The sequence below is a fragment of the Desulfovibrio sp. genome, from assembly GCA_016208105.1.
Taxonomy (GTDB): Bacteria; Desulfobacterota; Desulfovibrionia; order Desulfovibrionales; family Desulfovibrionaceae; genus Fundidesulfovibrio.
On sequence record JACQYS010000031.1, the window covers coordinates 26,915 to 52,606 of the forward strand.

The 25,692-nt window shown below is 57.8% G+C and carries 21 protein-coding genes; 7 read left to right on the forward strand and 14 right to left on the reverse strand.

The features are described from left to right. Positions 1-31: 31 nt before the first annotated feature. From HY795_18670 to HY795_18715, 10 genes are all read right to left on the reverse strand, one after another. Complete coding sequence (locus HY795_18670; protein MBI4807243.1) at positions 32-1,636, reverse strand: hypothetical protein; 1,605 nt, start codon at positions 1,634-1,636, stop codon at positions 32-34. A 94-nt stretch (positions 1,637-1,730) separates the two neighbouring features. Beyond that, complete coding sequence (locus HY795_18675; GenBank protein ID MBI4807244.1) at positions 1,731-2,858, reverse strand: hypothetical protein; 1,128 nt, start codon at positions 2,856-2,858, stop codon at positions 1,731-1,733. A 1-nt stretch (position 2,859) separates the two neighbouring features. Further along, the gene (locus tag HY795_18680; protein MBI4807245.1) at positions 2,860-3,798 is read right to left on the reverse strand and encodes an efflux RND transporter periplasmic adaptor subunit; all 939 of its coding nucleotides are present in this window, start codon (positions 3,796-3,798) and stop codon (positions 2,860-2,862) included. A 3-nt stretch (positions 3,799-3,801) separates the two neighbouring features. Next, a complete protein-coding gene (locus HY795_18685; protein ID MBI4807246.1) occupies positions 3,802-5,268 on the reverse strand; it encodes a TolC family protein in 1,467 nt (488 codons plus the stop codon). Between the two features lie 15 nt (positions 5,269-5,283). Next, positions 5,284-5,982 (reverse strand): ABC transporter ATP-binding protein, encoded by a 699-nt coding sequence (locus HY795_18690; GenBank protein ID MBI4807247.1) that lies wholly within the window; start codon positions 5,980-5,982, stop codon positions 5,284-5,286. Further along, entirely contained in the window at positions 5,963-7,213 is a 1,251-nt protein-coding gene (locus HY795_18695; protein MBI4807248.1) for an ABC transporter permease, read from the reverse strand. The genes HY795_18690 and HY795_18695 overlap by 20 nt, the downstream gene beginning before the upstream one ends. A gap of 60 nt (positions 7,214-7,273) precedes the next feature. Next, a complete protein-coding gene (locus tag HY795_18700; GenBank protein MBI4807249.1) occupies positions 7,274-8,563 on the reverse strand; it encodes a pyridoxal phosphate-dependent aminotransferase family protein in 1,290 nt (429 codons plus the stop codon). A 112-nt stretch (positions 8,564-8,675) separates the two neighbouring features. Next, on the reverse strand, positions 8,676-9,155 hold the full coding sequence (locus tag HY795_18705; protein ID MBI4807250.1) for a hypothetical protein: 480 nt from the start codon (positions 9,153-9,155) through the stop codon (positions 8,676-8,678). Then, a complete protein-coding gene (locus HY795_18710; GenBank protein ID MBI4807251.1) occupies positions 9,152-9,595 on the reverse strand; it encodes a hypothetical protein in 444 nt (147 codons plus the stop codon). Before HY795_18710 ends, HY795_18705 begins: the two co-directional genes overlap by 4 nt. Continuing rightward, positions 9,585-11,198 (reverse strand): glycosyltransferase, encoded by a 1,614-nt coding sequence (locus HY795_18715; GenBank protein MBI4807252.1) that lies wholly within the window; start codon positions 11,196-11,198, stop codon positions 9,585-9,587. Before HY795_18715 ends, HY795_18710 begins: the two co-directional genes overlap by 11 nt. 143 nt (positions 11,199-11,341) lie before the next feature. On the opposite strand from HY795_18715, the gene HY795_18720 reads away from it, so the two are divergent. Then, positions 11,342-12,148 (forward strand): glycosyltransferase family 2 protein, encoded by an 807-nt coding sequence (locus HY795_18720; protein ID MBI4807253.1) that lies wholly within the window; start codon positions 11,342-11,344, stop codon positions 12,146-12,148. A 311-nt stretch (positions 12,149-12,459) separates the two neighbouring features. Then, positions 12,460-14,805, forward strand: coding sequence for a Cache 3/Cache 2 fusion domain-containing protein (locus HY795_18725; protein ID MBI4807254.1), 2,346 nt, complete (start codon positions 12,460-12,462; stop codon positions 14,803-14,805). A 138-nt stretch (positions 14,806-14,943) separates the two neighbouring features. Here HY795_18725 and HY795_18730 read toward each other — a convergent pair whose 3' ends face one another. Both HY795_18730 and HY795_18735 read right to left on the reverse strand, forming a co-directional pair. Continuing rightward, positions 14,944-16,554: a hypothetical protein gene (locus tag HY795_18730; GenBank protein MBI4807255.1), complete on the reverse strand. Its 1,611-nt coding sequence runs from the start codon at positions 16,552-16,554 to the stop codon at positions 14,944-14,946. Between the two features lie 67 nt (positions 16,555-16,621). Next, complete coding sequence (locus HY795_18735) at positions 16,622-17,827, reverse strand: alcohol dehydrogenase catalytic domain-containing protein (GenBank protein ID MBI4807256.1); 1,206 nt, start codon at positions 17,825-17,827, stop codon at positions 16,622-16,624. A 145-nt stretch (positions 17,828-17,972) separates the two neighbouring features. Between HY795_18735 and HY795_18740 the strand changes: the two genes are divergently transcribed. From HY795_18740 to HY795_18760, 5 genes are all read left to right on the forward strand, one after another. Next, entirely contained in the window at positions 17,973-19,187 is a 1,215-nt protein-coding gene (locus HY795_18740; GenBank protein MBI4807257.1) for a radical SAM protein, read from the forward strand. Positions 19,188-19,333: 146 nt separating this feature from the next. Next, entirely contained in the window at positions 19,334-20,419 is a 1,086-nt protein-coding gene (locus HY795_18745) for a glycosyltransferase (GenBank protein ID MBI4807258.1), read from the forward strand. A gap of 158 nt (positions 20,420-20,577) precedes the next feature. Next, complete coding sequence (locus tag HY795_18750; GenBank protein MBI4807259.1) at positions 20,578-20,982, forward strand: hypothetical protein; 405 nt, start codon at positions 20,578-20,580, stop codon at positions 20,980-20,982. Between the two features lie 71 nt (positions 20,983-21,053). Further along, the gene (locus tag HY795_18755) at positions 21,054-22,178 is read left to right on the forward strand and encodes a glycosyltransferase (protein ID MBI4807260.1); all 1,125 of its coding nucleotides are present in this window, start codon (positions 21,054-21,056) and stop codon (positions 22,176-22,178) included. Continuing rightward, positions 22,175-22,675 (forward strand): DUF2867 domain-containing protein, encoded by a 501-nt coding sequence (locus HY795_18760; protein MBI4807261.1) that lies wholly within the window; start codon positions 22,175-22,177, stop codon positions 22,673-22,675. Before HY795_18755 ends, HY795_18760 begins: the two co-directional genes overlap by 4 nt. Here the strand turns inward: HY795_18760 and HY795_18765 are convergent. Both HY795_18765 and HY795_18770 read right to left on the reverse strand, forming a co-directional pair. Then, the gene (locus tag HY795_18765) at positions 22,672-24,132 is read right to left on the reverse strand and encodes an oligosaccharide flippase family protein (GenBank protein ID MBI4807262.1); all 1,461 of its coding nucleotides are present in this window, start codon (positions 24,130-24,132) and stop codon (positions 22,672-22,674) included. The genes HY795_18760 and HY795_18765 overlap by 4 nt on opposite strands. Before the next feature lie 67 nt (positions 24,133-24,199). Further along, positions 24,200-25,651 (reverse strand): radical SAM protein, encoded by a 1,452-nt coding sequence (locus tag HY795_18770; GenBank protein ID MBI4807263.1) that lies wholly within the window; start codon positions 25,649-25,651, stop codon positions 24,200-24,202. Positions 25,652-25,692 lie beyond the last annotated feature (41 nt).

Genomic DNA, 25,692 nt, shown 5'->3' on the forward strand with positions numbered 1-25,692 from the left:
CCAAGGGGACTACACCACAGAGGCCCGGGCATCAACCCTGTGAAGATCGGGCATGGCGCAGGGCACGCAGGTCGAGAAGAAAGGCTCCGGGGCGAAGGGGGATGCGCGCGAAACGCGTTTCATCCAGAACAGCAAAGCGAGTACGATTCTGGGTCATGCTTTTAATGGCCTGGCCAAAGGGCTCGAAGAATGGGCTGCGAGAGAGAAACTCGCGGGTGAAATGCGCTTCGTCCACCACCAGGAAATCCACACCGAAATGTTGGGCGAAACGGAGAATCACCTCAGGATCTTCGCAGTAGTAGGCGTCGAACAGACCTTCCAGGCGGGGGCGGATCTTTTCCCAATACCCAACGCTCCAGGGCTGGGCCAGCTCGGTGCTTACCAGGACGTTTCGCTTGGAGAAGGTGAGCACGTTGTCCATGAGGTCAGGGTGTCCGGCCAACATGGAGTCTTTTGGAGTGGAGGCTTCCACAGCCTCATAGAGGGCCTGATTCGCTCGAAGGTCGTACAAGGCTACTCCGGACAGCCTGACGGCTCCACAAACTGCCATGGCTGCCAGCAGGAACATCGCGGCTGAACGTTTTTTCCCCAAGAGCCTCCATGCGGCCAGCAAACATGATGAGAGCAGCAGGGAATAGAGAAGGTTCATTGGGTACTGCACGTAGCGGTCGGGTACGAACAGGGTGAAGGCCATGGCTCGAGCGGTTATGTAGAACAGCAGAAAAGCAGCTCCAAGAGGGGCCAGCGGCTTTATCCGGTGGGCCAAACCTCGCCAGTCCACGGACCTGGCTCCTTTTTGAAGGGGCCAGGCCAGCAGGCACAGGCTGACAATGCCGGGTATGAGGCCGAGTTCTTTGAAAAGGCCAATGCCTTCAAAAGGAAAGTAGACAAAATCCAGAAACGGATTGGGCAGTGGAACCAAATCGAGACGCCCCTGAGTGCCAAACTCAGGCCTTCCCGCGGCCTGGGCCAATGAGACTAGAGGCCCGAAACCTTTCATAGAGTAAACCAGGGAGAACGAGCCAACGGCCAATCCTGCCGCGCCGAGTACAGACCACGGCCGCCAGCTGTTCAGCCAGACTCCGGGAAGTCCTCGCACTGCTGCCAGCCCTCTTTGAGCAAGCAAGGCCAGAGAGCAGGGGAGGAAAATATAGGGTATGAAAAGAGCCTGAGCAAAGAGCGTCAAACCGAGAAAGGCTCCTCTTCCAGACAACCAGGCCAGAGCGAAGGCGGCCAGCAATGGACTGGCAAACGCCCGTGAAAGTCCCCCCGAGATGTTGTCCAGGAAAAAGGGCATGAGCCAGGCCGCACAAAGCATGGCCCATCCGGTCTGACGGTCCCCGAGCTTGCGGCCCAGCGACATCATGAGCAGGCATTGTCCGCAGTAGAGAACACCGGTGATCGCTTTCGAGAACTGGAGCGGGTTCACAAACCAAGACCCGCACCAATACAGGAACTTTATCCCCCAGGGGACGTAGGCTTCGGCATACGCATTGAGAATGTCTGACGGGTAAAGCGCTGGGTCGAGCCAGCGCTGCATCCAGAAAACCTGCTGGCGCAAGTCGTCGTTTATGACAAAGGGACTGGCAAGTGACTTCCAGTGAGCAAAAGCGAAAACCGCTGCGCTGGCTGCCAAGGCAATCAGCAGGTCAAACAGTACGGTCGGGGATGCGGGAACGGCAGGTATTGGAGAGATGCGGCCAAAATCGTCCTGCCGAGGCTTTGTGGCCTCAGATTTCCCGGTCATAGAGCCTGAAGGTCCGCCACTTCCTGCCTCCGAACATCTGCAACGTCTTGTTCCACTTGATCAAAGTTTCTGGAATGAGCGAGCAGTCGCACCATACCCCAGCATCTTTCCAGCGGATCAGGGTGATCATGATGTTCATGATGAGGGCGTAGTGCAGCTTTCTCCACTGATGTGATTTTTTAACGCCGATGATGATGGCCCTGGAGGCTTTGAGCGGAGCTATCCGGCAATCGTAGAGCAAGCGGAGCATTCCCCACCAGTTGAGCTTGCCGCGGGTCTTGTGGAGGGTGTGGTTGATGTCCGGGGCGACGATGCTGAAAGCCAGAATCTCGCCGTTCTCCTCCACGAAGCTCACCAGTTCGGGGCGAAGGATGGGTTTTAGCTGCAGGAAAATGTCGTTGAACTGACGCTCTGTCAGGGGGACATGTCCCCAGTTCTTGTCCCAGAGCGTGTTGAACATCTCCAGGACCTCAGGGCCGCGCTTGATGAATTCGCTGGTCTTGCCCTGGGTGATGGTCAGGCCGGCCGCGTTCATGATGTCGTCACGACGCTTTATGAGCTCTTCCAGGGGCATGGGAAGCTTGTCGATGATGTATCCGAACCAGTCGAAGACCTTTTGAAAGCCCCACCCTTCGACAAGTTTCTCGTAGTAGGGGTGATTGTAGCTGTGGAACATCACCGGGCGCTGGTGGTAGCCGTCGATCAAAAGCCCGACTTCGTCGTAGATGCCAAAGGACAGTGGGCCGTGCAGCTTGGTTTTGCCTTTTGCCCGCACCCAGTCCGCAGCGGTTTGGAATAAGGCGTTGGCTGTTTCTTGATCGTCGAAGCATTCGAAGAACCCGAAGAAACCGGTGTTTGTATCGTGATATTTCTCGTAAGCAAAGTTGAGATGCGCGCTGATGCGTCCAACAGTCCGATCCCCGAGCTTGGCCAGAAACAGCTGCACTTCCCCTACTTCGTAAAAGGGGCCGGTCTTGGGATCCAAAAAAGAACGCAGATGGGAAAGGACGGGGGGGACCCAATGCGGGTCCCCCTCATAAATTGCGAACGGAAGATGAATGAAGTCTTCCATGTCCTTTTGGGAGGACACGGGAATGATGCGCATGACCATGCTATTTCTTGGGGATAATGCTTACCTGCGCCTTGAGACCCTCCTTGAGGGCGTAATCGGCATTGGGCAGGGTGAGCTCGATTTCGTAGTAGGATGGCTGCTGGAGAGCTGTGGGCAGGGGGGCCCAGGGAATGCGGCTTACCGTGGCCGCAAATTCCTTGCCTTGAATTGAGTCGAACACCACTTTGGCCTGGTCGCCGAGTTTTAAGCGCAAGGCTTCGATCTCATGGACCTGGGCACGGATCAATATGGGGTCCAGAACGCCCACCTGGAAGAGTTCGGTATCACGGGCGAGTTTGACGCCCTTACGAAGCTCGGGGTTGATCCACAGGATGTAACCGTCCACCGGAGCTTTAACGATGCCTTCGTTGGGCAGGGTACCGAAATTGGCCTTGGGACCGAAACGTTCGCGGGCCAGCTCCAGCCTCTGCTGGGCCTGCTCCTTTTCAATGGCAAGCTTTTCCTGAAGAGCAACGCGCTGCTTTTCGTTCACCTCTATATCCTGGGCATTCTGTGCAAGAGCCTGGGAGGTGGCCATGTTTTGCTTCTCCATGACCTCCAGCTCCTTGCGCTTGACCCTGAGCTTGTCGATATCCTTGCCGGCTGTGGCCAACTGATGTTCCAGATCCTTGACCGAGGCAAGCGACAAGGAACGCTTCTCAGACATACGCGTTTCAAGCGGAATTTCGTAGGTGGCGAGCACCTCGTCTTTTTTCACCTTCTGGCCGATGCTCACAGGCATATTCATGATCTGCGAGGTATACGGCAATACAACAGTGAGCTTCAGGGGGCTGTAGAGCTTGCCGGAGAAAATGATCTCCTGGGCCAATGGCGAGGGGTCGGCCTTGGGAGTCTGTGGTGTGGCTTGCTGGTTCTGGGCGAAGGCCCCGGAAGCGTACAAGACTATAGTCAAAGCGGTACAAAGGGTGCGGAGCGTCATCCTTTATTTCTCCCATGCGGCGACATCGACATACTGGCTTTGGAGGTCGCCGGAAAGATGCTTGAGGGTGAGAAGGGCCGTGTCGCGCTTGGCCTGTTCCAGAAGCATCTTTTGTCTGGAATCATAGTAAGTGAAGCGGTCGGTCACGAACTTGTCGAATTCGGCCTGACCTGTCTTGTGGCGGTATTCCGTCTGCTCGTCCATCAGCTTGTTCAAATCCATCTGGGAGGTGGCCAGAGACAGGTCCGCCGAGGTAGACTGATATTCGGACATGGCCTTCTGCACCGAAACCATGAGCTCGAATTCCTTGGCCCTGCCACCGGCCTGGGCTTGATCGAGTTTTTTGTACTGGCGGGATATCTCGCGGCCTTTGGCCCAATAGTCCAGGGGAATGCTGATGTTGATGCCCGGGTAGAAGGGAAACCCATCGGACTTATATGTGTTGTTGCTACTATTGAGAGAGTCGACGGTCTGGAAGGTGAATCCGAATGTAGGCAGCAGTTTTACATAGGAAAGGCCAATGTTCATCCTCTGTAAGTTTTTTTCATATTCCTGAATACGCAGATCAAACGAGTTGGCGCGGACCTTTTCATCGGTGACGTCCGCGACACCGAACTTGCCCAGGATTTGCTTCTTGGCCGCAGCCACATCCAGATTTAATTTGTGGGTGAAGGGAATGCCCAGGATGAATTTCACGTCGTCCAAGATCATGGCACGCATGGAATTGACCTTGTCCTCTTCGGCCTTGGCCATCTGGATCTTGGTCTCGGCGATGCGTACGTCCAGCTGGGTCGCTTGACCCATTCCGAGCCTGGTCTTGAAGAAGTCCAGGTTCATTTTGGCCAGTTCCTGCTTCTGGCGTACAACTTCCTTCTGCTCCTGAATCGCTGCCAGCTGGATGAAATCCGTGGCCAAACGCTTGAGCCCCTCGCTGATGATCTTGAGGTGACCAAGAACGGCAATGTTTGCCATTTGATTCTTAGCTTTCACGTCGAAGCCGGACAAAAGCGGGTTCCATTGGGTGGTGGAAAAGCTGATGGAATAGGGCTTGTCTGTTGTGCCGTCGGTCCGCTGGGGCATCCTAAACCAGTATGTGCTGTTGATGCTCACGGTAGGAAGGAAAGTACCCCAGGCGTCTTGGACATCAAGACGCTTGGATTCGATTTCCAGAGCGGATTTCACCAGCATCGGAGACTGCACCAGGGCCACGCGTACGCACTCATTGAAGTCCGCGGGTTCCTTGACAGTGGTGGACATCGGCCTTGATCCATCTGGCGGAGGAGGCATGTCGCTGGCGGGCTTGGCCTCAGGCTTGGAGGGAAGCGTTTCGGACTGCACGGGCTTTGACTCGGGAGTCTTTGCCTTGGCCGCTGCTTTCTGCTGGGCCGCTGCTGGGCAGGCCCAGGCCAGGGCGAGACAGATGAGAACGGCTACGGCGCGGACGCTTTTCATACCAGCAATGCGTTGCATCTTGTCTCTCCAGGGCTAATAGGGCTTGAGCATTCCTTCGGAAAGAAGGCTTCTACGTGAACAACGTGCGGCCGTGGAGGCGTCGTGGGTAACGATGACCATGGCTACCTTGGCCTCCTCGGTTATCTTGACGAAATAGTCCATGACCCTCTCGGAGTTGGCCTGGTCAAGCTGTCCGGTGGGTTCGTCAGCCAGTATGAACTCGGGTTCATTGACCAAGGCCCTCGCGATGGACACTCGCTGGCGTTCGCCTCCGGACAAGCGGTTGGAGGGCTGGCGCACCCGGTGTTCCAGGTTGACCCGGTGCAGGGCTTCCATGATCTTGTCGGAGCGTTCCCGGCGTTTGACCCCGGTGTAGATAAGGGGCAATTCCAGGTTTTCATAGACAGTTGAATTCTCGAGCAGGTCACAGCTCTGGAAAACAAACCCCATTTTTTCGCGCCGGAAGATCGCCTGGGCGTCCCTGTCCAGGGTGAGCACATCCACTCCGGCCACCTTGTAGAGGCCGCTGGTGGCCGGCTGAAATATCCCAAGGATAAAAAGAAGGGTGGACTTGCCTGAACCGGACGGCCCCATGATGGCCACCATCTCTCCCCGGCGGACTTCAAGGTTTATGTCCTTGAGCACGGGAATCTTTTCCGAACCGGAGTTGTAGACCTTGGTCAGGTGCTGGATATCTATGACGAGTTCGTCGTTATTCATAGCGCATGGCATCCACGACTTGCATCCGGCTGGCCCGGATGGATGGGTATAGCCCTGAACCAACGCCCAGAATGGCCGCGAAACCCATGCCTGCCATGAGGCAGAGGAGGAAAAGGCCTTCCGGCGGGCTGGAACCGATCATGCGGCTCATGTACTCGATGCCCGCCCGGCCTAAAAGCACTCCCAGCAGGGCGGAGGCAAAGGTGACGCACAGGGCTTCGAAGAGGAATTGCCATAGGATATCGGAGTCTTCCGCGCCCATGGCTTTTTTCAGGCCGATCTCGCGGGTGCGCGCGGTGACCGAGGCCATCATGATGTTCCAGATGCCGAAGCCGCCCAGCACCAGGGTTGCGGCAATGGAGGCGTAGATGAAGAGGCTCACCCACCAGAACATACGCTGTACCTGCTTGAGCGGTTCCCAGCCTACCTGGATGCGTAGTCCTTTGTCGGTCTGGTTGGACTTGATGACGTCTCCCAGGACAGCCGCCACAGGAGCAACGTCGTCCCAGGTGTTGCAACGGATATAGAGGCTCGATATCTCAGAGATGTTCGGTATGCGGGCCTGGGCGGTGCTGATGGGCAGAAAGGCCATGAGAGTCTTGTCCGCTGCCCTGACACCCCCGATGATGCCGACAACCTCGTAGAGGTTGTTGTCCAGGCTCAGGATGTGCCCAATGGCCGCCTCAGGCGAGCCGAAGATGGTTTTAGCCAAATCCTGGCCGAGTACGCACACCTTGCGCCCTTCTGTAATGTCCGCTTCGGTGAAGAGCCTGCCGACGCTCGGAGTAAACGAGAAGAGAGACCAGTAGTTCTTGTCCACTCCCACCAGGTTGAAGCCGTAGACCTTGTCCTGGTAGGTCGTGGTGGCCCCAGAGCGGAGTCTGCTTCTGGTGACTTCCTTCACCCCCGGGATTTTTTCCACGGCCTCGATGGTTCGCGTGCGGAACCATTCCTGCCTGTCGTACATCTGGGGGTCGAAGTGGGCAGCGATGATGGTGGCGCCGCCCAGGAGGTCCAGGTCGTTGTTGAAGTTGGCCTTGAGGTCGCGGCCCATGGTGACGATGGTGATCAACCCGGCGGTTCCAAGGGCGATGGCGGCCATTACGCCAATATAACGGCGTCTCTTGCGCAGCACCTCGCGGAAGCTGATGCGCACAAGGTCGCCGAAGCGGAGCATTTTCGTCCCGCGCTCAGGTGGAAGGAATCCCGCATCTCTGAGGGTTTGCAGTGATTTGTTGGCCATGATGTATTTGAGGGGGCGTATCGCCCGGCTCTGTTCTAGACTACCTGAAGCATGCAGTGGTTACAAGATGGATTGGCTGGAACGGGCGCCAGCGATGGTGGACTCTGTGGCGCCGTCCATATCGCCCGAGGCGTCCTCGTCCTGGTCCTGCACGCGTATGCGGTACTTTCTGGCCATTTCGTCCATGACCTCAAGCACAAAGTCGAGCTGCCGGTCCTGCTGTGTCGACATGCAGGCGGTGCGGATAAGCGCTTGGCCTCTGGGCACGGCGGGGTAAATGGCCGGAAGGGCGAAGATGCCCCGTTCGAAAAGCTCCTGGGCGAACATGAAGGCCTTCTCGTCAGCCCCGATGGTAATGGGGATGATGGGGGAAGGCGACTCCGTGATGCGAAGGCCAATCTCCCTGTATGCAGCGCGCATACGGGCCGTGATTGCGTGCAAGCGTTCCACGCGCTCGGGCTCGGCCTCCAGGATGTCGATGCAGGTGAGCGCCGCCATGGTGCTCGCGGCGGGCAGGGCCGCGGAGAATATTTGGGTGCGGGACTGATGCTGAATGTACTCAAGAACGTCCACTTCATCCGAGGCGATGAAACCCCCGATTGAAGCGAAAGCCTTGGAGAACGTGCCCATGATGAAATCGGCTTCTTTGATCACACCGAAATGTTGGGCCGTGCCTCGGCCATTGGGGCCGAGCACGCCAAGCCCGTGGGCGTCGTCCAAATAGATGAGAAGGTCGGGAAACTGCTTTTTGAGGGCCGCCAGTTCATCCATGACCGCCACGTCGCCAGACATGGAGAAGATGCCCTCGGTGATGAGCAGCACCTGCCCGTCAAAGTCGGGCTTTCCCATCTCCGAGGCGATCTTCCGGGCCGCGGAAGCAGCGTCGTTGTGGGCGAAGGTGCCCATCTTCTTCGTGCCGCCAACTCCGGCGAAGATGGAAGCATGGTTCTCACGGTCGCAGAGTACATAGTCCTTGGGCGTAAGCAGGCAGCCAAGCGCTCCAAGGTTGGTGGAAAAACCAGTGACGTGCAGCACGGCGCGTTTCTTGCCGACGAAAGCGGCCAGGCGTTCCTCAAGGGTCTGGTGGAGAACCATGTTGCCGGAAAGGAAACGGGAGCCGCCTGGTCCCGTGCCCATACGGTATATCGCCTGGGCGGCGGCTTCCTTGACGCGGGCGTCATGGGCCAATCCCAGGTAGTCGTTGGAGCCGATCATCACCAGGCGTTTGCCGGCAACCTCGACCTCCGTCCCCCAGGAACGGCTGATGGGGCGGAAGTAAGGGTAGATGCCCGCATCCCGGAGGTTGCGGGTGATGCCGGAAACTTTCTGGCAGCGTTCATGCAATTTCATCGGCAGATGTTCCTTGCGAGTGGATTTGCCGGAGGGGCAAGACGAGCGCGTATGCGCCATTTTAGGAAGGGGGCTCTACCTCAAATACACTCCCCCTGCAACCCTTCGGCCCTCAATGGTCCTTAGCGTTCAGGAATTCCCGGACATGCCGGGCGTTCTCTTTCATTATCTTGGACAATGCTGTCCAGGCTCTGCGGAACTGTCCGGGGAAGGCCGGCGTATAATAGACCTCGTCATCGTCATCGGCCAGCACGAGGGTATAGCTGCGTGTCCACACATGGCGTTTGGTGGACCACTCCAGATATATCCAGGCCAGGCGTTCCCGGCCGTCCTGAGTGTGGCAGCGGGCCACTCCCCAGACGTAGGCTTCGCTGCCTGCGTCCGGTTTGCGGAATTTTATGAAGTCCGGGCGCGAATACGTAAGGTCAGTCGAAGAACAGTAACCTTTGGAAACAGCCTCCCACGCCTTCGCGTAGTCTTCCTGAGTGAATTGGTGAAGGCCCGAAGGCGGATAGATGAATCCGTTGAAGAAGGCGAAACCGCCAATGGCCAGGGCCAAAATGGCCAGGGCTCCGAAGAGGAGATTTCTCACTTGTGAGCTCCGCCGGGTGCGAGCGGATCGCATACTGTCCAGCCCATGGCCCATCCCTCTGCTTGGAGACGCCTGGCGCGGGCAAGCTTCTCTTCAGCCAAGAGGATATAGTCGGCGTTGCGCATGTCTTTGGCCTGGGTCTTGCGGATGGCCCGCGTCACCCGGTCCTGCGTGACAAGCGCATCTGAGGGGGGCGACTCGCCCCGCGACTGCATCTCGAGCTGACGCAATTCCAAAGCCTTGCCGGTCTGGTAATTGAAGTCAAAATGGCGTTCTTTCATTATCAGGGAGTTCTCGCCGTCGTTTATGAGCCCCCTGAAGAAACGCCCCGGGTCGAGTACCGGATAGACTTCCGGCAATTTCATGAATCCCTTGTAGAACGTGAGACCCAAGCAGAAGAGCAGCCCAAGCTTCACCAACGGGGTCAGGTTAATCCGCACTGACGGGCTCCTTTCGCTTGTATATGACCAGGGGGCTTTGGGGCGGCCCGGCCGGTACGAAGGAATGGAACTGAGGGCCAGCGCGGTTGCCAAAAGTCTCGTCAGGCATGTCCAGATCGATCCGCTCGTAGTCGCGGGCTAGATCCAGGTGGGCGATGATGAATTCTCTGGGGGCAAAAAGGAATCCGTCTCGGTTCACCCGCACGTCCCGGCGCATGCTCACCCAATCCGGTTTTTCGTCCGGGGCGATGGGCCCTTGCAGTCCACCGATGACTCGAAATGGAGTGTGAAACTGCAGGGGCATGTCTCCGTATTCGGCAAGGATAGTCTGCCCGGGTTTTGCGTGCTCTTTAAAGAAGGTGATCAAGCTCGTGTTAACATCCGGATAGCCGCAGAGGATTTCAGTCAGATGAAGCTTAAGAGGGATGTTCACCGACGTGAGCATCCTGAAGTCGTTCTGCCAGGGTCTGTTCACGATGGCCAAGCGTTCCATGGGGATGAGGTGCAGCCAGTTGGTGAGCCCGACAAGGATGAGAAACAGCGCTCCGGAAGGTCTTGAGAAGCGCCAGAGTAAAATACCTGCCCAAGCCAGCAGCATGGAACAGGCCGGATAAAAGTGAACGATATAGCGGTGAAACCGTTGGGGGAAGAGGGACAGAATGAGGAAACTACCCATCATGACAAGGACCATGAAAAGGCAGAATCGTTCCCTTGGGTCCTGCGGTCCTCCCCTGCCAAAAAAGAATCCGCGCCAACGCCAAGCCAGTGCCGCAAGCACGGGCAAGGGAATCATGAACATCACCCAGTCCGAGAAGTAGAGCATGATGTTCTCGGGCACGAGCATGATATTGAAAAGGGTGGATTGGCGGCCCAGACGGTAAAGGAAGATCCCCGGAACAACCAGGGCCGAGGCTGATGCAATGACGAGCGCGATGCGCGTCAGCGTCAGCTCCTGGCGATAGAGCAGCAGGGCGGCGATGAGCAGGGGCGGGGCAAGGGAGAGAAGAAGCAGATAGTTGGCGTGAAAAAGGAGCCCAAACCCGATACCGATTGCGAGAAGCGGAGGCCAGCGGCGCTTCCAGTCCCCCAGGAAACCCCAGAAAATGATCAGGAGTATGAGGCCGCCCGCTGAGTAGTACCGACCTTGCCGGGCATACAAAAGAAAGGGGACATGCAGGGTGAGAAGTGCTGCGGAAAGTCGCGCCCAGGTTTTGTCCCCGAAACGGCTGAGAACCAGGGCGTACGTCCCCGCGATGCAGGCCAGGCCGGTAACTGCGAAGAAAAACCTGGCCCAGAATGTGGACTGAGGGTCCACCAGTTGCCCAGCGGCGGACATGTAGATCTGCATCCATGGGGACCAGCGCCAGACCATGTCCGCATCAAACTCACGGCGCTCCTCTTGGGAGATGAGATTCACTCCGTCGGTGACGTAGGGGGTCCCTGTCTTTATGACGTTGCGGGCAAGATTCGCTGTCTCCGCCTCGTCCTGCCACAAGGGGCGGGCGCCGAGGTTGAAAAAGATCAGGAAGGCTCCGAGGGCTAGGGTGGCCCATAAAACGGGGTCTTGCCACGCGCGTGCGGGGGGGGGAGTGGATGTACTCATGGGTTGGGCTTGCACCCAGTACCCGCAAACGTGGACGAAAACAAGGGTAAGCTCATTGGGGCTTGACATGCCCCCGGGTTTGGGGATTAATCCCGCGTTCCCGATCTCTAAGCCAGATCGATCTACTCTGGAGGAATTCCCCGATGATGAACGGCAAGAAAGTGGTGGTGGTCATGCCGGCCTACAACGCCGCCGCCACACTCGAACGCACCCTCGCCGAGGTGCCTCGCGATATCGTCGATGATGTCATCCTGGTGGACGACGCCAGCCGTGACAACACCATAGAACATGCCCGCAAGCTCGGAATCAAGTGCTTCCTGCATGAGCGTAACTGGGGGTATGGGCGCAATCAGAAAACCTGCTATGCCGAGGCCCTCAAGATGGGCGCTGACGTGGCCATCATGGTCCACCCCGACTATCAGTACACGCCGCTTATTATCCCGGCCATAGCCAATCTGGCCACGTCCGGACTCTATGATGTGGTGATCGCTTCCCGCATTTTGGGCGGCACAGCGCTTCAAGGCGGCATGCCGGGTTACAAGTATGTCTCCAATCGTTTCCTGACGCTGTCGCAGAACCTGCTCATGGGAGCCAAGCTTTCGGAGTACCACACTGGCTATCGGGCATTCACCCGTGAGGTTCTGGAAAAGCTGCCTTTGTGGGAGAACTCCGACGACTTCGTGTTCGACAACCAGATGCTTGCCCAGGCGCTGTATTTCGGTTTTAAGATAGGCGAGGTAAGTTGCCCGACCAAATATTTTGAAGAGGCCAGTTCCATCAACTTCAAGCGCAGCTGTGTTTACGGGCTCGGCTGCCTGAAGACCGCCTGGCAGTTCCGCATGCAGAAGATGGGCAGGGCAAATCACAAGATATTCGATCCCAACGGCCGGGGGCTGAACGACCCCGAGGCCGGCTACTACACCGACCAGACCGCGACCTGCTATCCGTAGGCGATCTGGTTATTTTCCCCCCTCTTCCGGCTTTCCCGCGACAGGAGAGGGCCTGCTGATCAACAAAGAACCCCGCCCCGGCGGGGTTCTTTGTTGCCTGAAGGAGCACCGGTACAGACTGCTGAAGGCGATAGCCGGACCGGATTTGCCTAGACTTGCAAGTCTGACAAATTTTCTAGGCGACTTTTCTGGTAAACTATCTTATATAAATTAGTTTGCCTTCTGATTTCGGATTTTATACAATAAAATCACCATTGCTGAGGAGGAGTTCGCCGGGGCGCGTTTGTTTGATGGTTGAGAGGAGGCTCCTCATGTTCGCTAAGGTCAAAATCCAGACAAAACTTCAGGCAGCGGTGATGTGCATTGTGTTATTCGCGGTACTCGTTTCAGCGGGAATCGCGATTTTTAACATCTACAGCAGGGCGCTCACCTTGGGCCAGGCCTTGGCGGAAACATCCGCGGATGGAGTTAGCGATGCGGTCGCGCTGTATCATGATACAGCCAAAAGTCTCTTGGAGGCAGTCTGCGACAATCTCAACGCCAACGTCGATCCGGCCAATTTCGGCAAGGAAACAGACGGCAAGTTTACTCTCGTTGATGGTATAAAGAAGAAATACCATGCCGACGCGACGATTTTCTTGCGCGAGGGCAACAGCTTCGTGCGGATTTCCACGAATGTGGAGCAAGAAGGTAAGCGCATGGTCGGGACTTCAATTAAGGACGGTCCCGTCTATGAAGCTTTGGCAGCCGGAAAGTCCTACTCGGGATTGGCTACGGTCGGCGGAGTGCTGAAATTTGTGGACTACAAGCCGATAATGGACGGCGGAAAAGTCCTGGGAGCTATTTTCGCAGGTCTCAATGTGTTCAGCAAGGAACTACAAGAGTACCTCAAAACCGTGAAGGTGGACGGAAAGGGCTACCCGTTCATCATCAACGACAAGGGAGTCTTCGTCTACCATCCCGACGCATCCTTGATAAACCAGGATGCCGTTCAGAAACTCCCCACAATTGGCAAACTTCTGACTGAAAACACGCAGAAATACCTCGTCTACGAATTCAAAGGCGAACAGAAGGTGGCTGCTTTAAAAACCTACGACCCCTTTAAGTGGAAGATCTATTTCGGAATGAGCCGGGCGGAAACCCTGCATGGCCTGGACTGGGTGATTTACAAATCCTCGCTGACAGGGCTTCTCGTGGCCATGGTAGCGTCCGGGCTGACCCTCTTCCTGGTTATCACCAGGGTGGTCATGGCCCCGGTGAAGCGCATCGCAGAGGCTTCCGAACAGATCGCCAGGGGGGAGTACAACGTCTCCATGGACTATGAGGCCAAGGACGCCCTGGGCGAGACCGCCGAGTCCGTGAAGCGTCTGGCTGCCACTGTAAAGGAGAAGATCGGCTTTATTCAAGGAGTGATGGACTCCATCCGGGCTCCCAACGTCATCTGCGACGGGGATGGGAATGTCCTCCGGGTAAATCAGGAGATGCTTGATTTCATGCAGATTGGAGGGTCACCGGAGTCCTGGGTGGGCAAGAAGGCAGGAGAGTGCATCTTCGGCGACGCTTCTCGTATAACTGTTGTGCAAAGGGCCGTAGCGGAAAAGAAGGCCCTGATCGCACAGCTCCTTGACCCGGTGACACGGAAGGGGGCGCAAAAGCACGTTCGCGTTGATGCAGTGCCCCTGTACGACCTGGATGGCCATCTGATCGGCGGGTGTTCCATCTGGACCGACCTGACCGACGTGGTGGCGGGCCAGAAGGCCGTAGAGGAGAACCACAGGCAGCTTCTCGAACTGGCGGAAGAGATAGATGGTTTCACGCACAGGGTTGCCGCGGCCTCGGAGCAGCTTTCCGCCCAGATCGAGCAGGCCTCCAGGGGTACGGAAAACCAGCGTGAACGCACCACGTCCACAGCCACGGCCATGGAAGAAATGAACGCCACGGTGATGGAGGTCGCCCGCCACGCGTCCGAGGCCGCCAACGGGTCCCGGGAAGTCCAGTCCAAATCAAACCACGGGTCCGAGGTTGTGGGCAAAGTCATCGAGGCCATGGGCAAGGTCAACACCATGTCCAAGGAACTCTCTGAAGAAATAAACGACCTGGGGCGCCAGGCAGCGGACATCACCTCAATCATCAATGTCATCCAGGATATCGCTGACCAGACCAACCTCTTGGCTTTGAACGCGGCCATCGAGGCCGCCAGGGCTGGGGAGGCCGGACGTGGCTTCGCTGTCGTGGCGGACGAGGTGCGCAAGCTGGCCGAGCGGACCATGAGCGCCACCACCGAGGTCACAGGTTCCATCCAAGCCATAACAGGCACTGTGGACAAGAACGTGCGCAGTGTGACCCAGGCCGTGGAGGCCATAGAATCTTCCAACAGGCTGGCTTCCCAGGCCGGTGAATCCCTCAAGGAGATACTGGCCATCGCGGGCAAGGCGGTGGATCAGATCACGTCCATCGCCACTGCAGCAGAGCAGCAGTCAGCCACATCGGAAGAGATCAACCGCAGCATCGACGAGATCAATGCCATCGCTTCTGAAACCGCTGAGGGGATGAACCACTCGGCGCAGGCTGTTTCCGATCTGGCACGGCAGGTGGGTGATCTCCGGCAACTCGTGGCCCGCATGAGCGGCGCTGACCAGCCCAGGGCGCTCAGCTAGGGGAGAGGACGGTCAAGAGTTCCACACCAAAGGCTCTTGGAGAAACAACTGGTTGCAGACTCACGTGAGAGGCCGCCCCCCCTTTTAAAAGGGGAGCGGCCTCTCACTAATTTGATGTAGCCTCAGGTTATTGGGGACTTACCAGAGCTTTGTGCTTTCCCTGCGCCTCCTAGCGGTCAGGATCAGGCTGGCAGCGACTAGAAGCCCATAACCGCATACCCCGGCGACGCTCAAGTTGGCCCGGGAGTAGTCTTTGGCCAAGACCACCGCTGGGCGCACCGGCTGTTCAGTGAGGAACACGGATGAGCTTTCAGGTTGAAACATGTCCGGCTGAAGATTCTGATAGGTGTATTCCCGAATTCTCCATGGTTCGAGCCAGGGGAGGTGAACAGGATCACCCGCGGATCCGGGAGGAATGAGGGTCAGGCCTGCGGGAATGGCAACGCCGGGAAGCAGTGTGTCGCCGGAATAGCCGACGACCCGGTGCGTAAGGTACTCCTTGAAACTGAAACCTCCGAAGATGTCTTCCTCACTGGAATTGAGCGAGGCGAGGACGCCATTGCGGTCGTAAAACAAAAACATCGTTGGGAGAAAAAGGGTAGCCAGAACCACGTTCCGAAGCATCCCTTTCGGTACGAGGCGGCCTAAGCGGTGCAGACCTTCGAGCACGAAGACGGCAGTGAATAAATAAGCCACCCAGAGAAATCTGAAGGGATAGATTTCTGAGGATAATACCGAAACCAGTTGAGTGATTTCGCTCCAAACAGTGCCCCATCCGAGAACGAGAAAGAGCACCGCGCACACGAGGGGGACCCAGCCGGGGAATCCCGGAGTTGAGTCGCTCCGCTGGGGAAGCAGCCATCCGACGCAGGCAAGGCCAGCAAGAAAAAGAAACCACCAGCCCACGAGGAGTGACCCATCATAAAAGGCTACTCCGTAGCGAGAGTAGGTGGCCGGGAAATCAAACAGCGGACTTGCGGAGTCGGTCAGCAGCCCAAGCAGGGCCTCGAAACTCTCATACCCGTGTCCCGGATAGCGGACGAAATCGGCGTATGCGTCAGACACGGCGTGGTATTTAGCGAGGATGAGGGGGAAGGTGAGAATCTGCGCCCAAAGAACTCGAAAGAGAGGCCTGAGAGAACGCTCGTGAAGGCTGCAAAGCAACGAGCAGGCCAATGCTGCGAGGTTGGCCCAAACGAACATGTGCAGGGCGCCCTGAAGGAAAACAGTGGCGTTGACCAGTGCGGCTATCCCCAACTGTGCTGGGACATTGCTTCTGGCCATGAAGAGGGCGGTCAGAAGAGGCAAAAGCAGACAGTTGATGGCCGGGGTGTACCCGATAGCCAGATGTTGGGTGAGCCAGGGGTTGAGAAAGAGAAGAGTAAAAAGAATGACGGCCAGGAAAGGATCAAAGTCAAGTCGCTTGGCCAGCAGGAGCGTCCCTGCGATGCCGATGAGGAAATGGCCCAGGAAATAAGCCTTGATGAAAGGCACTGTGTCAAGAACCAGCGCCAGCGGAAGAAACGGCGAAATGCTTACCACTTCCGGATTGGCCCAGTAGGAAAGGTTCTGCAACGTGGAGAAATGCGCGATCGAATCGGGAATGGTGAAAAATGACAACGGTAGCTGGCCATACTCCGTGATCGATGTGCGCAATACGTGGAAATAGAAAAGTTCTTTCGGCCAATCGAGAATGCCGACCATGTCGGAGAACAGGTATTCTCCGTTGAAGAGCACAACGAGGGCCATACAGCAGAGCGCCGACAAAGTGGTGTTCGTCCAGTTCCAACTGGAGCGCGGTGTGTGTGGCAGCATGTCAGCGCAGATCGAAAGCGGCTTTCATTGAACCGTTCCCTGCTTTGTCGAAAGAGACCTGAAAGGCGTTCTTCCAATCATCTATACGGAAAAGTCCGGTCAAAAGCCCTTGCACGGGGTAGCCGCCCGAAGCCAGCAGATCGAGGCACACCTTGTAGGTACGAACACGATGGCCGTTCCACGTGGCGGTGGCGTAGCTGGCCGAACCGGTCACTTGAAGCTGACGAAACCACAGGCTTGAAACATCAACCTTGTTCAATTGGCTGGCGGTGCCGATCATCACGTAACGGCCCCTGGAGCGCAGAGCCAGCAGGGCTTCCTGGAACGTTCCAGAGGAAGCCACGCAGTCGAAGACCATATCCGCTCCGCCTTCCACGTTGCCGCCGCCCATGGTGGTGGGAATAAATCTCCCCCCGCAGGCTTTGGCCAAATCCTGTCGACCTGGAGAACGGAGCACCTGATCAGCGCCGCCGGCCCGGGCCATGTCCGCCTGGAAGGAGTGGCGGGCTATCACTATCAGGCGCCCTTCGAATCCCATGGCCCGCAAACAGCGCACTGCGTGCTGGCCCAGGATTCCCGCACCCCAGACCACCACTGTGGAACCGGGCTCTGGGAAGTTCTCCAGGATTGGCTGCATCACCGAGGCCATGGAATCCACGAGCACCGCGTCCTCGTCGCTTAAGCCGTCCGGAACGGGCAGCACCTTTGATGGATGCGCGGAACACATTTCGGCCATGCCGCCGGAAGCCTTGGCGTTGAAACCGAGTACGGAACTGGGCGGTAGCGCGCCATCCAGGAAATTCTCACAGAGGTTGTATTCGCCTTGGGCGCAGAACCGGCATGGAGGCAGTTCGCGGCAGGCGCAGTCCAGAACGGGTTCCACGACGACGCGCTGCCCTTTGGCCAGGGAAGAATCCGCAGGCGCGGCATCCACGGTTCCCAGAACCTCATGGCCAATGATCATGGGCAGGGAGGCGTATGGTTCCAAAAGCATGGACTCGGCCCCCTTGAGGAGATTCAGATCCGAGCCGCAAATACCGCACAACCGTGTCCGAATCGTCACCCAGCCTGGGCGGGCCGGCACGAAGGGAACATCCTCCAGCTTGAGAGGTGTCACCAAATGGTGGAACCGTTTGCGCTGAATTTTGCTGAAGAACGCGGACAGCAGGTAGCGCGGGATGGAACGATGGTAAACAAGCGCTTTCATGGCCGAGTACTTGGAGCAGCGAGGCGTTGCTGTCAAGGTTGACTCCGGTTTTGGCCGGGAGTAGAGAGCACCGTCCCACTTGGGTTGAAAAACCCGTGGGATATCGACACACGGCTATCGTGAAAGAACAGGCCCGAGAGGTATCATGTCCAAACGCTCCAGCATCGCCCTGGGAACCATTCTCAAAAACTTCGCCCGGGTATCCCGCCATCCGTGGATCGCCTCGAGGCTCATCGCTCTTGAGAAGGAGAAGTTCCTTTTCAAACAGTTGAACCCAAAGGCGCACGAAGGCGTTGCCCGTTCCATCCGGCAGGTCTCCATCCGCATTACGGATATCTGCAACCTGCGCTGCCATACCTGCGGCCAGTGGGGTGACCAGGGATTTCTGCATTGCTCTGATTTGAAGGAACTCAAGAAGGCCGAAGTGAGCCCGGAGCGCTACCATCTGCTCCTGGCGGATTTGGCCACGCACGGCCACTTCCCCTCGGTTTACCTTTGGGGGGGCGAGCCCACCATGTACAAGGGCTGGATGGAGATCATCGAACACGCCACTGTGCTCGGCATGCCCACCTCCATCGCCACGAACGCCACCGGCATCGCCAAGGCCGCCGAACGCCTGGTGGCGGCGCCGATGTTTCTCTTGCAGATGTCCATCGACGGCCCGGACCCGGATACGCACAACGCCGCCCGTCCCTCGGCCGGCGGCGGGAACAATTTCCAGGACATCATGGATTCGCTGGACGCAATCAACGAACAGAAGCGTCTCACCGGAAAGAAATTGCCTTTGACCGCTTCGCTTACCACCATCTCCCAGGCCAACGCACACCGGTTGGTGGACATCTACGAAACCTTCAAGGACAAGGTCGACCTCTTCGTGTTCTACCTCTCCTGGTGGATCGACGAGGCCTCGGCCGACGCCCATGAAGTGGATTTTGAAGGCCGGTTCGGGTTCAAACCCAAGCTGCACCGGGGCTGGGTGGGGGACTGGACCATAAAGGATCATGCCACCCTGGACGCCCAGCTCAAGGAAGTGCTCAAGCGCTCCAAAAGCTGGGACTCTCCGGCCGTGAACATCATCCCAAACATTACGGGTGTGGACAACCTGCGCGAGTACTACTCCGACCATTCCACCACCTACGGCTACGACCAGTGCATCTCCATATACCAGGCGGTGGAAATCGACTCCAACGGCGACATGTCACCATGCCGCGACTATCACGACTATGTGGTAGGCAATGTCAAAAAGAACACCATTACAGAGATATGGAACAATGATGCCTACCGGAAATTCCGGTCCAGCCTCACCACCAAAGGGCTCATGCCCGCGTGCACACGCTGCTGCGGACTGATGGGGTACTAGCCCTGTGTTGTTTCCCCCTCGGGCGGTCGAGTGTTCGTAGATAACGTGGGGGCAGTAAGGCTGACGGTTTTTGCGCTTGTGCCGTTCGGGCTGCTCCGGACGGCTCTCCTTTTTTGCGCTTAGCAGACAGGAAAGGCCTTTGCGCCATGAAACATCCGAAAAAACTCGTTCTTATTCTACAGGACCTCCTTTATGGCGGATCCCAACGCCACGCCCTTGAGCTGGCCCGACGCATCGACCGGAGGAAGTTCGCACCGGAATTTTGGATGCTCTCGGCAGGGGCTGATTTCGCACCCATGGCTCAAGAGGCCGGCATACCCATGAGGTGGCTGTCCGATAAGCGTACGGTTGTCCCGGCTGCGATTCTCGCATTACGACGGGAGCTTGCAAAGAGTGGTCCTGACATCCTCATGCCCCTCACGGCCGTTCCAAACATCTGGGGGAGGCTCTTCGGCAGGCTGGCTGGAGTCCCCTTAGTAATAGGCACCTGTCGGGGTGGGGGGAACATTAAACGCCAGCACGAGCGTTTCCTGGCTCGTTTGGCGCATCATCACATCACGAACACGAAAGCCTTGAAGGGCGCACTCCTGAAACTGGGCAGAAATGACGCTCAGGTAACAGTGATCCCAAATGGGGTGGACACCGACTTCTTCACTCCCGACCCAGACGGCTTCGGTCTGGTGCGCAAAGTGGCGCTTTGCGTGGCCAGGTTTGTGGAAGACAAGGACCACCTTACCCTGCTGCGAGCCTTCGATAGGGCTTGGACCCAGGTTCCGGAAGCCGAGTTGTGGCTGGTGGGGGATGGTCCCCTGAAGGGCAGGGTTGAGTTTTCCGCCCGCCGTCTGGCCTGTGCGCGTCAGATAAAAGTATTTCCCGGCGGTTCCGACTTACGGCCTTTCTATCGTCAGGCCAGCGTGCTGCTGTTGTCTTCGGTGCGTGAGGGGCTGCCCAACGTGGTCTTGGAAGGGATGGCATCCGGAGTGCCAGTGGCCGCAACTGCCGTGGGGGGCATACCAGAGGTGGTGGAAGAGGGGCGCACAGGCTTGTTGAGTCCTGCCAAGGACGAATCAGGGCTTGCAACGAGTCTTGTCAGACTTTTTTCTGATGAGCCGTTGCGCTCCCGTATGGCCAGTGAGGCCAGAAACGTAACCGAGAGGGAGTTTTCCATGTCAGTCATGGTGAAACGGCACGAAGAACTCCTTGAGGAACTTACCAAGAACCGCACAGCCTGAGCATTGGCGAGGCCTGGCATCAACAGCTCGAAAGTACTATTCATTTCGACAGATTGGTTCTATATCCGGGCCGGATTCGCTTAGGCGATAATCCCAGCTTTGCCTACTGATGTCTGGAGTGACCCGCACTGGGGATAAGGATTTTTGGAGACAGCATAATGAGACCCTTTCTGCTTGCCATTGCCCTCTTCTTCATGGCACTGAGCCCCGCCCTGGCGCAGGCCGACATCACGGGGCTGTGGGTGGCCGATTTTTACGGCAACAAGGTCGAATGCCACATGGAGCAGCGCGGCCAGTTTCTTTATGGGGTGGCTTACGTAACCACAAAGGCCGGGGAGCGGAACACCTATCACCTCGCCGGACTGATCGATGGCAACAACATACGCGCCATGCACGGCAGCGGTAATTATTTTGTAGGCTCTCTCCAAAACGGGGACAAGGCTGCGGGGACCTTCTTTTTCAAGGATGGCCCTTCCTTCTCCATACAGGCTGACCGGACCAGGCAGGGCAAGACCGCGCCGGGAGGGCTGGAGTGGCCTGCCGGGTATCCTCCGGTCAACTGAGCCTAAGGGATTGAGGTAATTCATTGAAGACACTGTTCGTTCTGTCAGCGCTTGGCGAAATCGCGCTGCTCATGGCTCTCTTCTGGGCCGGGCGCAGGCATGTGCTCGCCGGTCTCAAGCGTTTCTATTCTGGGCCGGTCCGTCTGGCGAAAGAACCCCGCGCGGCAATGATCATCCCCATAACCGGGGACTCTCCCGCCGTGCGTCTGGGACTGGAAAGCCTGCTTGCCCAGGATTATCCCAACATTCGCTATGTGTTGGTGACCCACGACGAGGCCGACACCGCCACGGTGGTCGCCCGCGGCCTCATAGAAGGCCGTGAGGACGCCACGCACCTCTTGAGCGGTTCCGCTGACGCCTGCGGCCAAAAGAACCATAGCCTGCTGGCAGGCTTGGCCACGGTGCGTGACTGGGCCGACATCTACATCTTCTGCGACTCCACCCACGTGGCCCGTCCCGACCTGGCAAGACTTTTGGTGGAGCCCATCGCCTTGGGCCAGGCATCAATCTCCAGCGGTTTCCATCGTATAGTCCCCTTGGATGGGGCCGTTCCCACACTGGGGATGTTAAACGTCTGCCTGTTCCTGCACTGCCTCCAGCCCATCCGGGCCATCACCCAGCCCTGGGGCGGGGCCATGTCCGTTTCCCGTGAGGCCTTCGAGGAATACGGTGTGGCCGAAGTGTGGGAAAAGAACATCGTGGATGACTTCTCCCTTGGGCCCCTTTTGGCCAAGCGCGGCATAAGGACTTGGCCCGTGGCCGAGGCCTGCCTGGACACGCCACTTAAGAAAGTCTCCTTTGCACACTGGCAGGACTGGCTTACCAGGCAACTGCTCTATCTGAAATTCTGCACCCCGGAGATGTGGCTAGGCTCGCTGCTGGTGGTTGGTCTTTTCATTGTGCCTCCGCTGTTGGCTGTGCTGGGAAGTCTGGGAGTTCTTTTCGGATCGGTCGATCCCTGGTGGCTTGGAGCCGCGACATGCTACGCTGCGGCCTTTGCTGTGGTGGGGATGTTTTTCCGCACCCTTTCCCCAAAGCCCGTTGGGGTCTGGGACTGGATGAAAGGTTTTTTCGCTTCCCCCTTGATGACCGTCTGGTGCTACCTTCGCACCTGGACCACGTTCACCATGAGCTGGCGCGGCATCGCCTACAAAGTGACCTGGGGAGGCCGGGTGGTGGAGGTCATCAGGCAGTGACCGGGATCCCTCCCGGCCTCACGCTTCCGGCAGAGATTTTGGGAGCAGCCGGGAAATACGATTACGTCGATCATTTCGCCGTGGAGAGCGGCAAAGAAATCCGCCATTTTCTGGCGGATTTCTTTATGTATCGACCGGGCTGGCTGAGAGCGCTGTTTCTTTTGCGAAAACCGCTGGCCCTGGCTCTTGGCATCAAACATTCACTGCAGGCAGACCGGCTGATAACACCGGGAGATATCCCTTTCGTACTTGGTGAGTCGCTTTTGGTATTTCGGGTGGTGGCGGCCGAGGACGGCAGATACTGGGCCGGTGCTGCGGATGACGTCCATCTGTTCGCCCTGCTGGCGATTGTTTGTGAAAGAACTGGGCAGGGTGGTTACCGGCACCGGGTTATGACCTTCGTTCGCTACAAGAACTGGCGCGGGCCATTCTACTTTCTTTTGATTAGGCCGTTCCACACATTGGTGGTCAAGGCTATGGCAGAAGGGGCGCGCTAAAACGCCTGCTCCCGCACTCTGGCCTGGGCCTTCATATCCTTCCACCATGTCCATCCCAGTACCACGAACGGTGCTATGCCTCCAGTTTCGGCGACCTCGCGAATCCCAAAAAGCCCAAGCCCCAGGTACAGCCCCGCTCCTATGAGCGCGGCCACCAGCACGGGACGCACCGCCCGCCATTTGATGAGCTTCATGCTCCGCTGACAATAAAAGGTGGTGCAGCAGGCCACGGTGCCCTTGGTGATGACGATGGAGAGCCCGGCGCCCAGGAGCGGATTGTTGGGAATGAGCAGGGCGCACAAGAGGATGTTGAAGGCCAGTCCCGCACCGTAAATCCAGAACAGGGCGTATTGGCGGTGCTGACTCATCATGAGGTAGGCCGCCAGGTTGTGGATGAAGCTGAACATCACTGACGGCACGAGCCATTTCTGCAGCCACATGGCGTCCACGTAGCTTGCGCCGTAGATGAGCCCGATAATCCTGTCCGACTCAACGAAAAGAAAGAACATAACCGGAATGGAGGCTCCGAAGAGCCACTTCACCGAGTTGTCTTTGAGCCTGTCGAATTCATTCTTGTCCTGGCGCCACAGGCCAACGAACAAGGGAAAAAGCACACTCTTCATGAGCAGACTGGAAATGGGGATCTGTACCGCGTCCACCACTTCCCAGGTGGCCGAATACTGCGCCACGGCGTGAGGACCGGAGAACTTCTGCAAAAAGAAGAGATTGGCTTTATTGTAGAGGATTGAGAAGAAGGCCATGAACACGAAGACCACGCCCCCCTTGGCCGTGTTCCAGGTGCGGGCCAGGGCGTTGCTTTTTAGCGTCAAGCTCTGGACATCTGTTTTGCTGATGGTGAACCAGGCTCCCCCGATCAGGTTGATTCCGTTTTCTATGAGCTTGAAAAGAGCGATCCAGTGGGGTTGGAAGCCCAGAGCCAAAGTCCCGAGCGCCCAGCCGTATCCGACGATGGCACCCACCGACTTTATTCGCGCCTCCAGGTCCTGGCGCCCCTGGACGCGGCAGGCCACAAAAAAGCTGCTGGCCAGAGCCTCGAGGCCGACTCCGGCGGTGATAACCTGGATCAGGTTGGTAAGACCGCCGGTATAGCGCTGTTGCAGAACGAACATCCACACCCCGAACCACCCGATCAGCAAGATGATGCCCTTGATCAGGGTGTACTGGACCAGAATGTCGCCCTTGTGGCCGAATTTCTTGGACAGTGAAGACACCAGGGGCTGATTCAGGCCGAACTCGCCCAGGAAAAGCACGATCATGGCCGTGTTGAAGGCCAATTGGAATTCGCCGTAATGGCTCTGGTCCATTCGGGCCAGATAGATGAAGAAGCAGGTGTGCAGGATGTCCCGGATGGTCTGGGCCGAAGCCAGGTGCAGGAACTTGCCGATGATGCCGTGAGAGGCTGCGCCCGCCTGCTGGGTGTTGGGGGAGACGGTCATGCTGCGCGGGCTTTTTCCATGGTGAACCTGTTTGGGGCGGGCTCAAGGCCCGCCCCAGGTACTGCTATTACTTTTTGCCTTTCGCCTTTGAAGGCTTCGGCTTCTTGGTTTTGGTTTTTGCCTCGGCTGGTTTGGCTACAGAACGTGGTGTCGTGGAAGCAGAGGCTGCGTCTGGTTTCACGGCCGGAACAGCGGCCTTTTCCTTCACAGCAACCGCAGCGGCAGGCTTCGTCGCAGGCAGAGTGGCGCACGCCTCGGCGGGAAGGTTGGCAGGCGCGGCTGCCTTGGCTGCTCCGCAACACCCGCCGCGCGGGGTGCAGCTTATGAATGTGCCATATTTTTCCAGCTCGTCCACGCGGCAACTCCAGACCATCCTGCCCTTGTGGAGGATGGCGTCGGGGCAGCCGTCGCACATGTTCTGTCGGCCGTCCTCGAACAGGTCGCAGGGCTGGATGATCATGATGGACTGGATGTGCAGGCAGTCGGTCCATTTGGAGGGGTTCTGCAACCACTTCCAGAATATCTTGCGTATGCTCTTGCTGAAAAGGGCCAGGGGGAAGAGAGCCTGGGCAGTGTTGGTGAGCCAGGGTCTGGTGTAGGCCAGGTAGGTTCCCCATATCAGGTGGTGGATGCTCTGGACGAGTTCCGCGAACTTGGGGCCGAGGTAGCCCAGGGTGCGGTTCTTGTCGCCCACTTTGAGGGTGAGCAGCCACTTCATGGAGCGCGGGTCCTCGGTGCCGTTCAAAAAGGCGCAGGGCTCGAATTCCGGGTCGATCTCGCGAATTTTGTCGGCCACGTCCTGGGCCAGGATGTCCTTGTGGGTCTCCATGTGGTCCAGCTGGTAAACCAACTGGCCGACGTCCACGGGCTTGCCGCCGGCGTGGCAGTCGAAACCGGCCTGGGCTTTGACTGAGCGGAACAGGATGAAGACCATGGTCTGCACACGGTCGATGTGATCCTGGGCCCAGCGCACGAGCATGGGGATCTGGTCCAGGGTGTCGCGATAGATGGTGGCGTTGAAAGCGCAGGCCACTTTGCCGCCGCTGTTCTCGTGGATCATGTTGGCCAGGGTGAGGCGCAGTTCACAGAGCTCTTTCTCGGTCTTGCCGATAGAGCCAGGACGTTTCTGGTGCGAGTCGACATGCATGGTGAAGCCCACCAAGCCGGCCGCGGTCAGGTCTCGCACCAGAGCGGGAGTAAGGGCATGTCCGTTGGAATTGATGATGGGCTTCCAGCCCTGGGCTGCTACGTAGCGCACCAGCTCCACGATGTGAGGGTAGATGAGGGGCTCGCCACCGGCGATGGAGATGCCGTCCGTGCGGCGCAGGTTCCGCACGGTCTCCAATTCCCGGATCACGTCCTCGAGCGGCCTGTGGCCGTCGGGGTCGTTCTCACGGTAGCATCCCTCGCAGTAGAGGTTGCACTTGGTGGTCGGTTCGAGCCAAGTGATGGAGTTGTCGGCCAGGTTCCAGGGGAGGCGGTAATAAACCTCGGGCGTAAGGGGGCGTTTGGGATTCATGGCTGTCCGTCTTCTGGTTTGGCTTTGAAACAACGTTGATA

Excerpts from the sequence above, each read along its gene's own strand:
- HY795_18730 (MBI4807255.1), bottom strand. The coding sequence starts at position 16,554 with ATGGCCCTCGTTGTGCTCTTCAACGGAGAATACCTGTTCTCCGACATG.
- HY795_18765 (MBI4807262.1), bottom strand. The coding sequence starts at position 24,132 with ATGACCGTCTCCCCCAACACCCAGCAGGCGGGCGCAGCCTCTCACGGC.
- HY795_18750 (MBI4807259.1), top strand. The coding sequence starts at position 20,578 with ATGAGACCCTTTCTGCTTGCCATTGCCCTCTTCTTCATGGCACTGAGC.
- HY795_18690 (MBI4807247.1), bottom strand. The coding sequence starts at position 5,982 with ATGCCATGCGCTATGAATAACGACGAACTCGTCATAGATATCCAGCAC.
- HY795_18720 (MBI4807253.1), top strand. The coding sequence starts at position 11,342 with ATGATGAACGGCAAGAAAGTGGTGGTGGTCATGCCGGCCTACAACGCC.
- HY795_18675 (MBI4807244.1), bottom strand. The coding sequence starts at position 2,858 with ATGGTCATGCGCATCATTCCCGTGTCCTCCCAAAAGGACATGGAAGAC.
- HY795_18725 (MBI4807254.1), top strand. The coding sequence starts at position 12,460 with ATGTTCGCTAAGGTCAAAATCCAGACAAAACTTCAGGCAGCGGTGATG.
- HY795_18680 (MBI4807245.1), bottom strand. The coding sequence starts at position 3,798 with ATGACGCTCCGCACCCTTTGTACCGCTTTGACTATAGTCTTGTACGCT.
- HY795_18770 (MBI4807263.1), bottom strand. The coding sequence starts at position 25,651 with ATGAATCCCAAACGCCCCCTTACGCCCGAGGTTTATTACCGCCTCCCC.
- HY795_18745 (MBI4807258.1), top strand. The coding sequence starts at position 19,334 with ATGAAACATCCGAAAAAACTCGTTCTTATTCTACAGGACCTCCTTTAT.
- HY795_18695 (MBI4807248.1), bottom strand. The coding sequence starts at position 7,213 with ATGGCCAACAAATCACTGCAAACCCTCAGAGATGCGGGATTCCTTCCA.
- HY795_18735 (MBI4807256.1), bottom strand. The coding sequence starts at position 17,827 with ATGAAAGCGCTTGTTTACCATCGTTCCATCCCGCGCTACCTGCTGTCC.
- HY795_18715 (MBI4807252.1), bottom strand. The coding sequence starts at position 11,198 with ATGAGTACATCCACTCCCCCCCCCGCACGCGCGTGGCAAGACCCCGTT.
- HY795_18685 (MBI4807246.1), bottom strand. The coding sequence starts at position 5,268 with ATGCAACGCATTGCTGGTATGAAAAGCGTCCGCGCCGTAGCCGTTCTC.
- HY795_18700 (MBI4807249.1), bottom strand. The coding sequence starts at position 8,563 with ATGAAATTGCATGAACGCTGCCAGAAAGTTTCCGGCATCACCCGCAAC.
- HY795_18755 (MBI4807260.1), top strand. The coding sequence starts at position 21,054 with ATGGCTCTCTTCTGGGCCGGGCGCAGGCATGTGCTCGCCGGTCTCAAG.
- HY795_18740 (MBI4807257.1), top strand. The coding sequence starts at position 17,973 with ATGTCCAAACGCTCCAGCATCGCCCTGGGAACCATTCTCAAAAACTTC.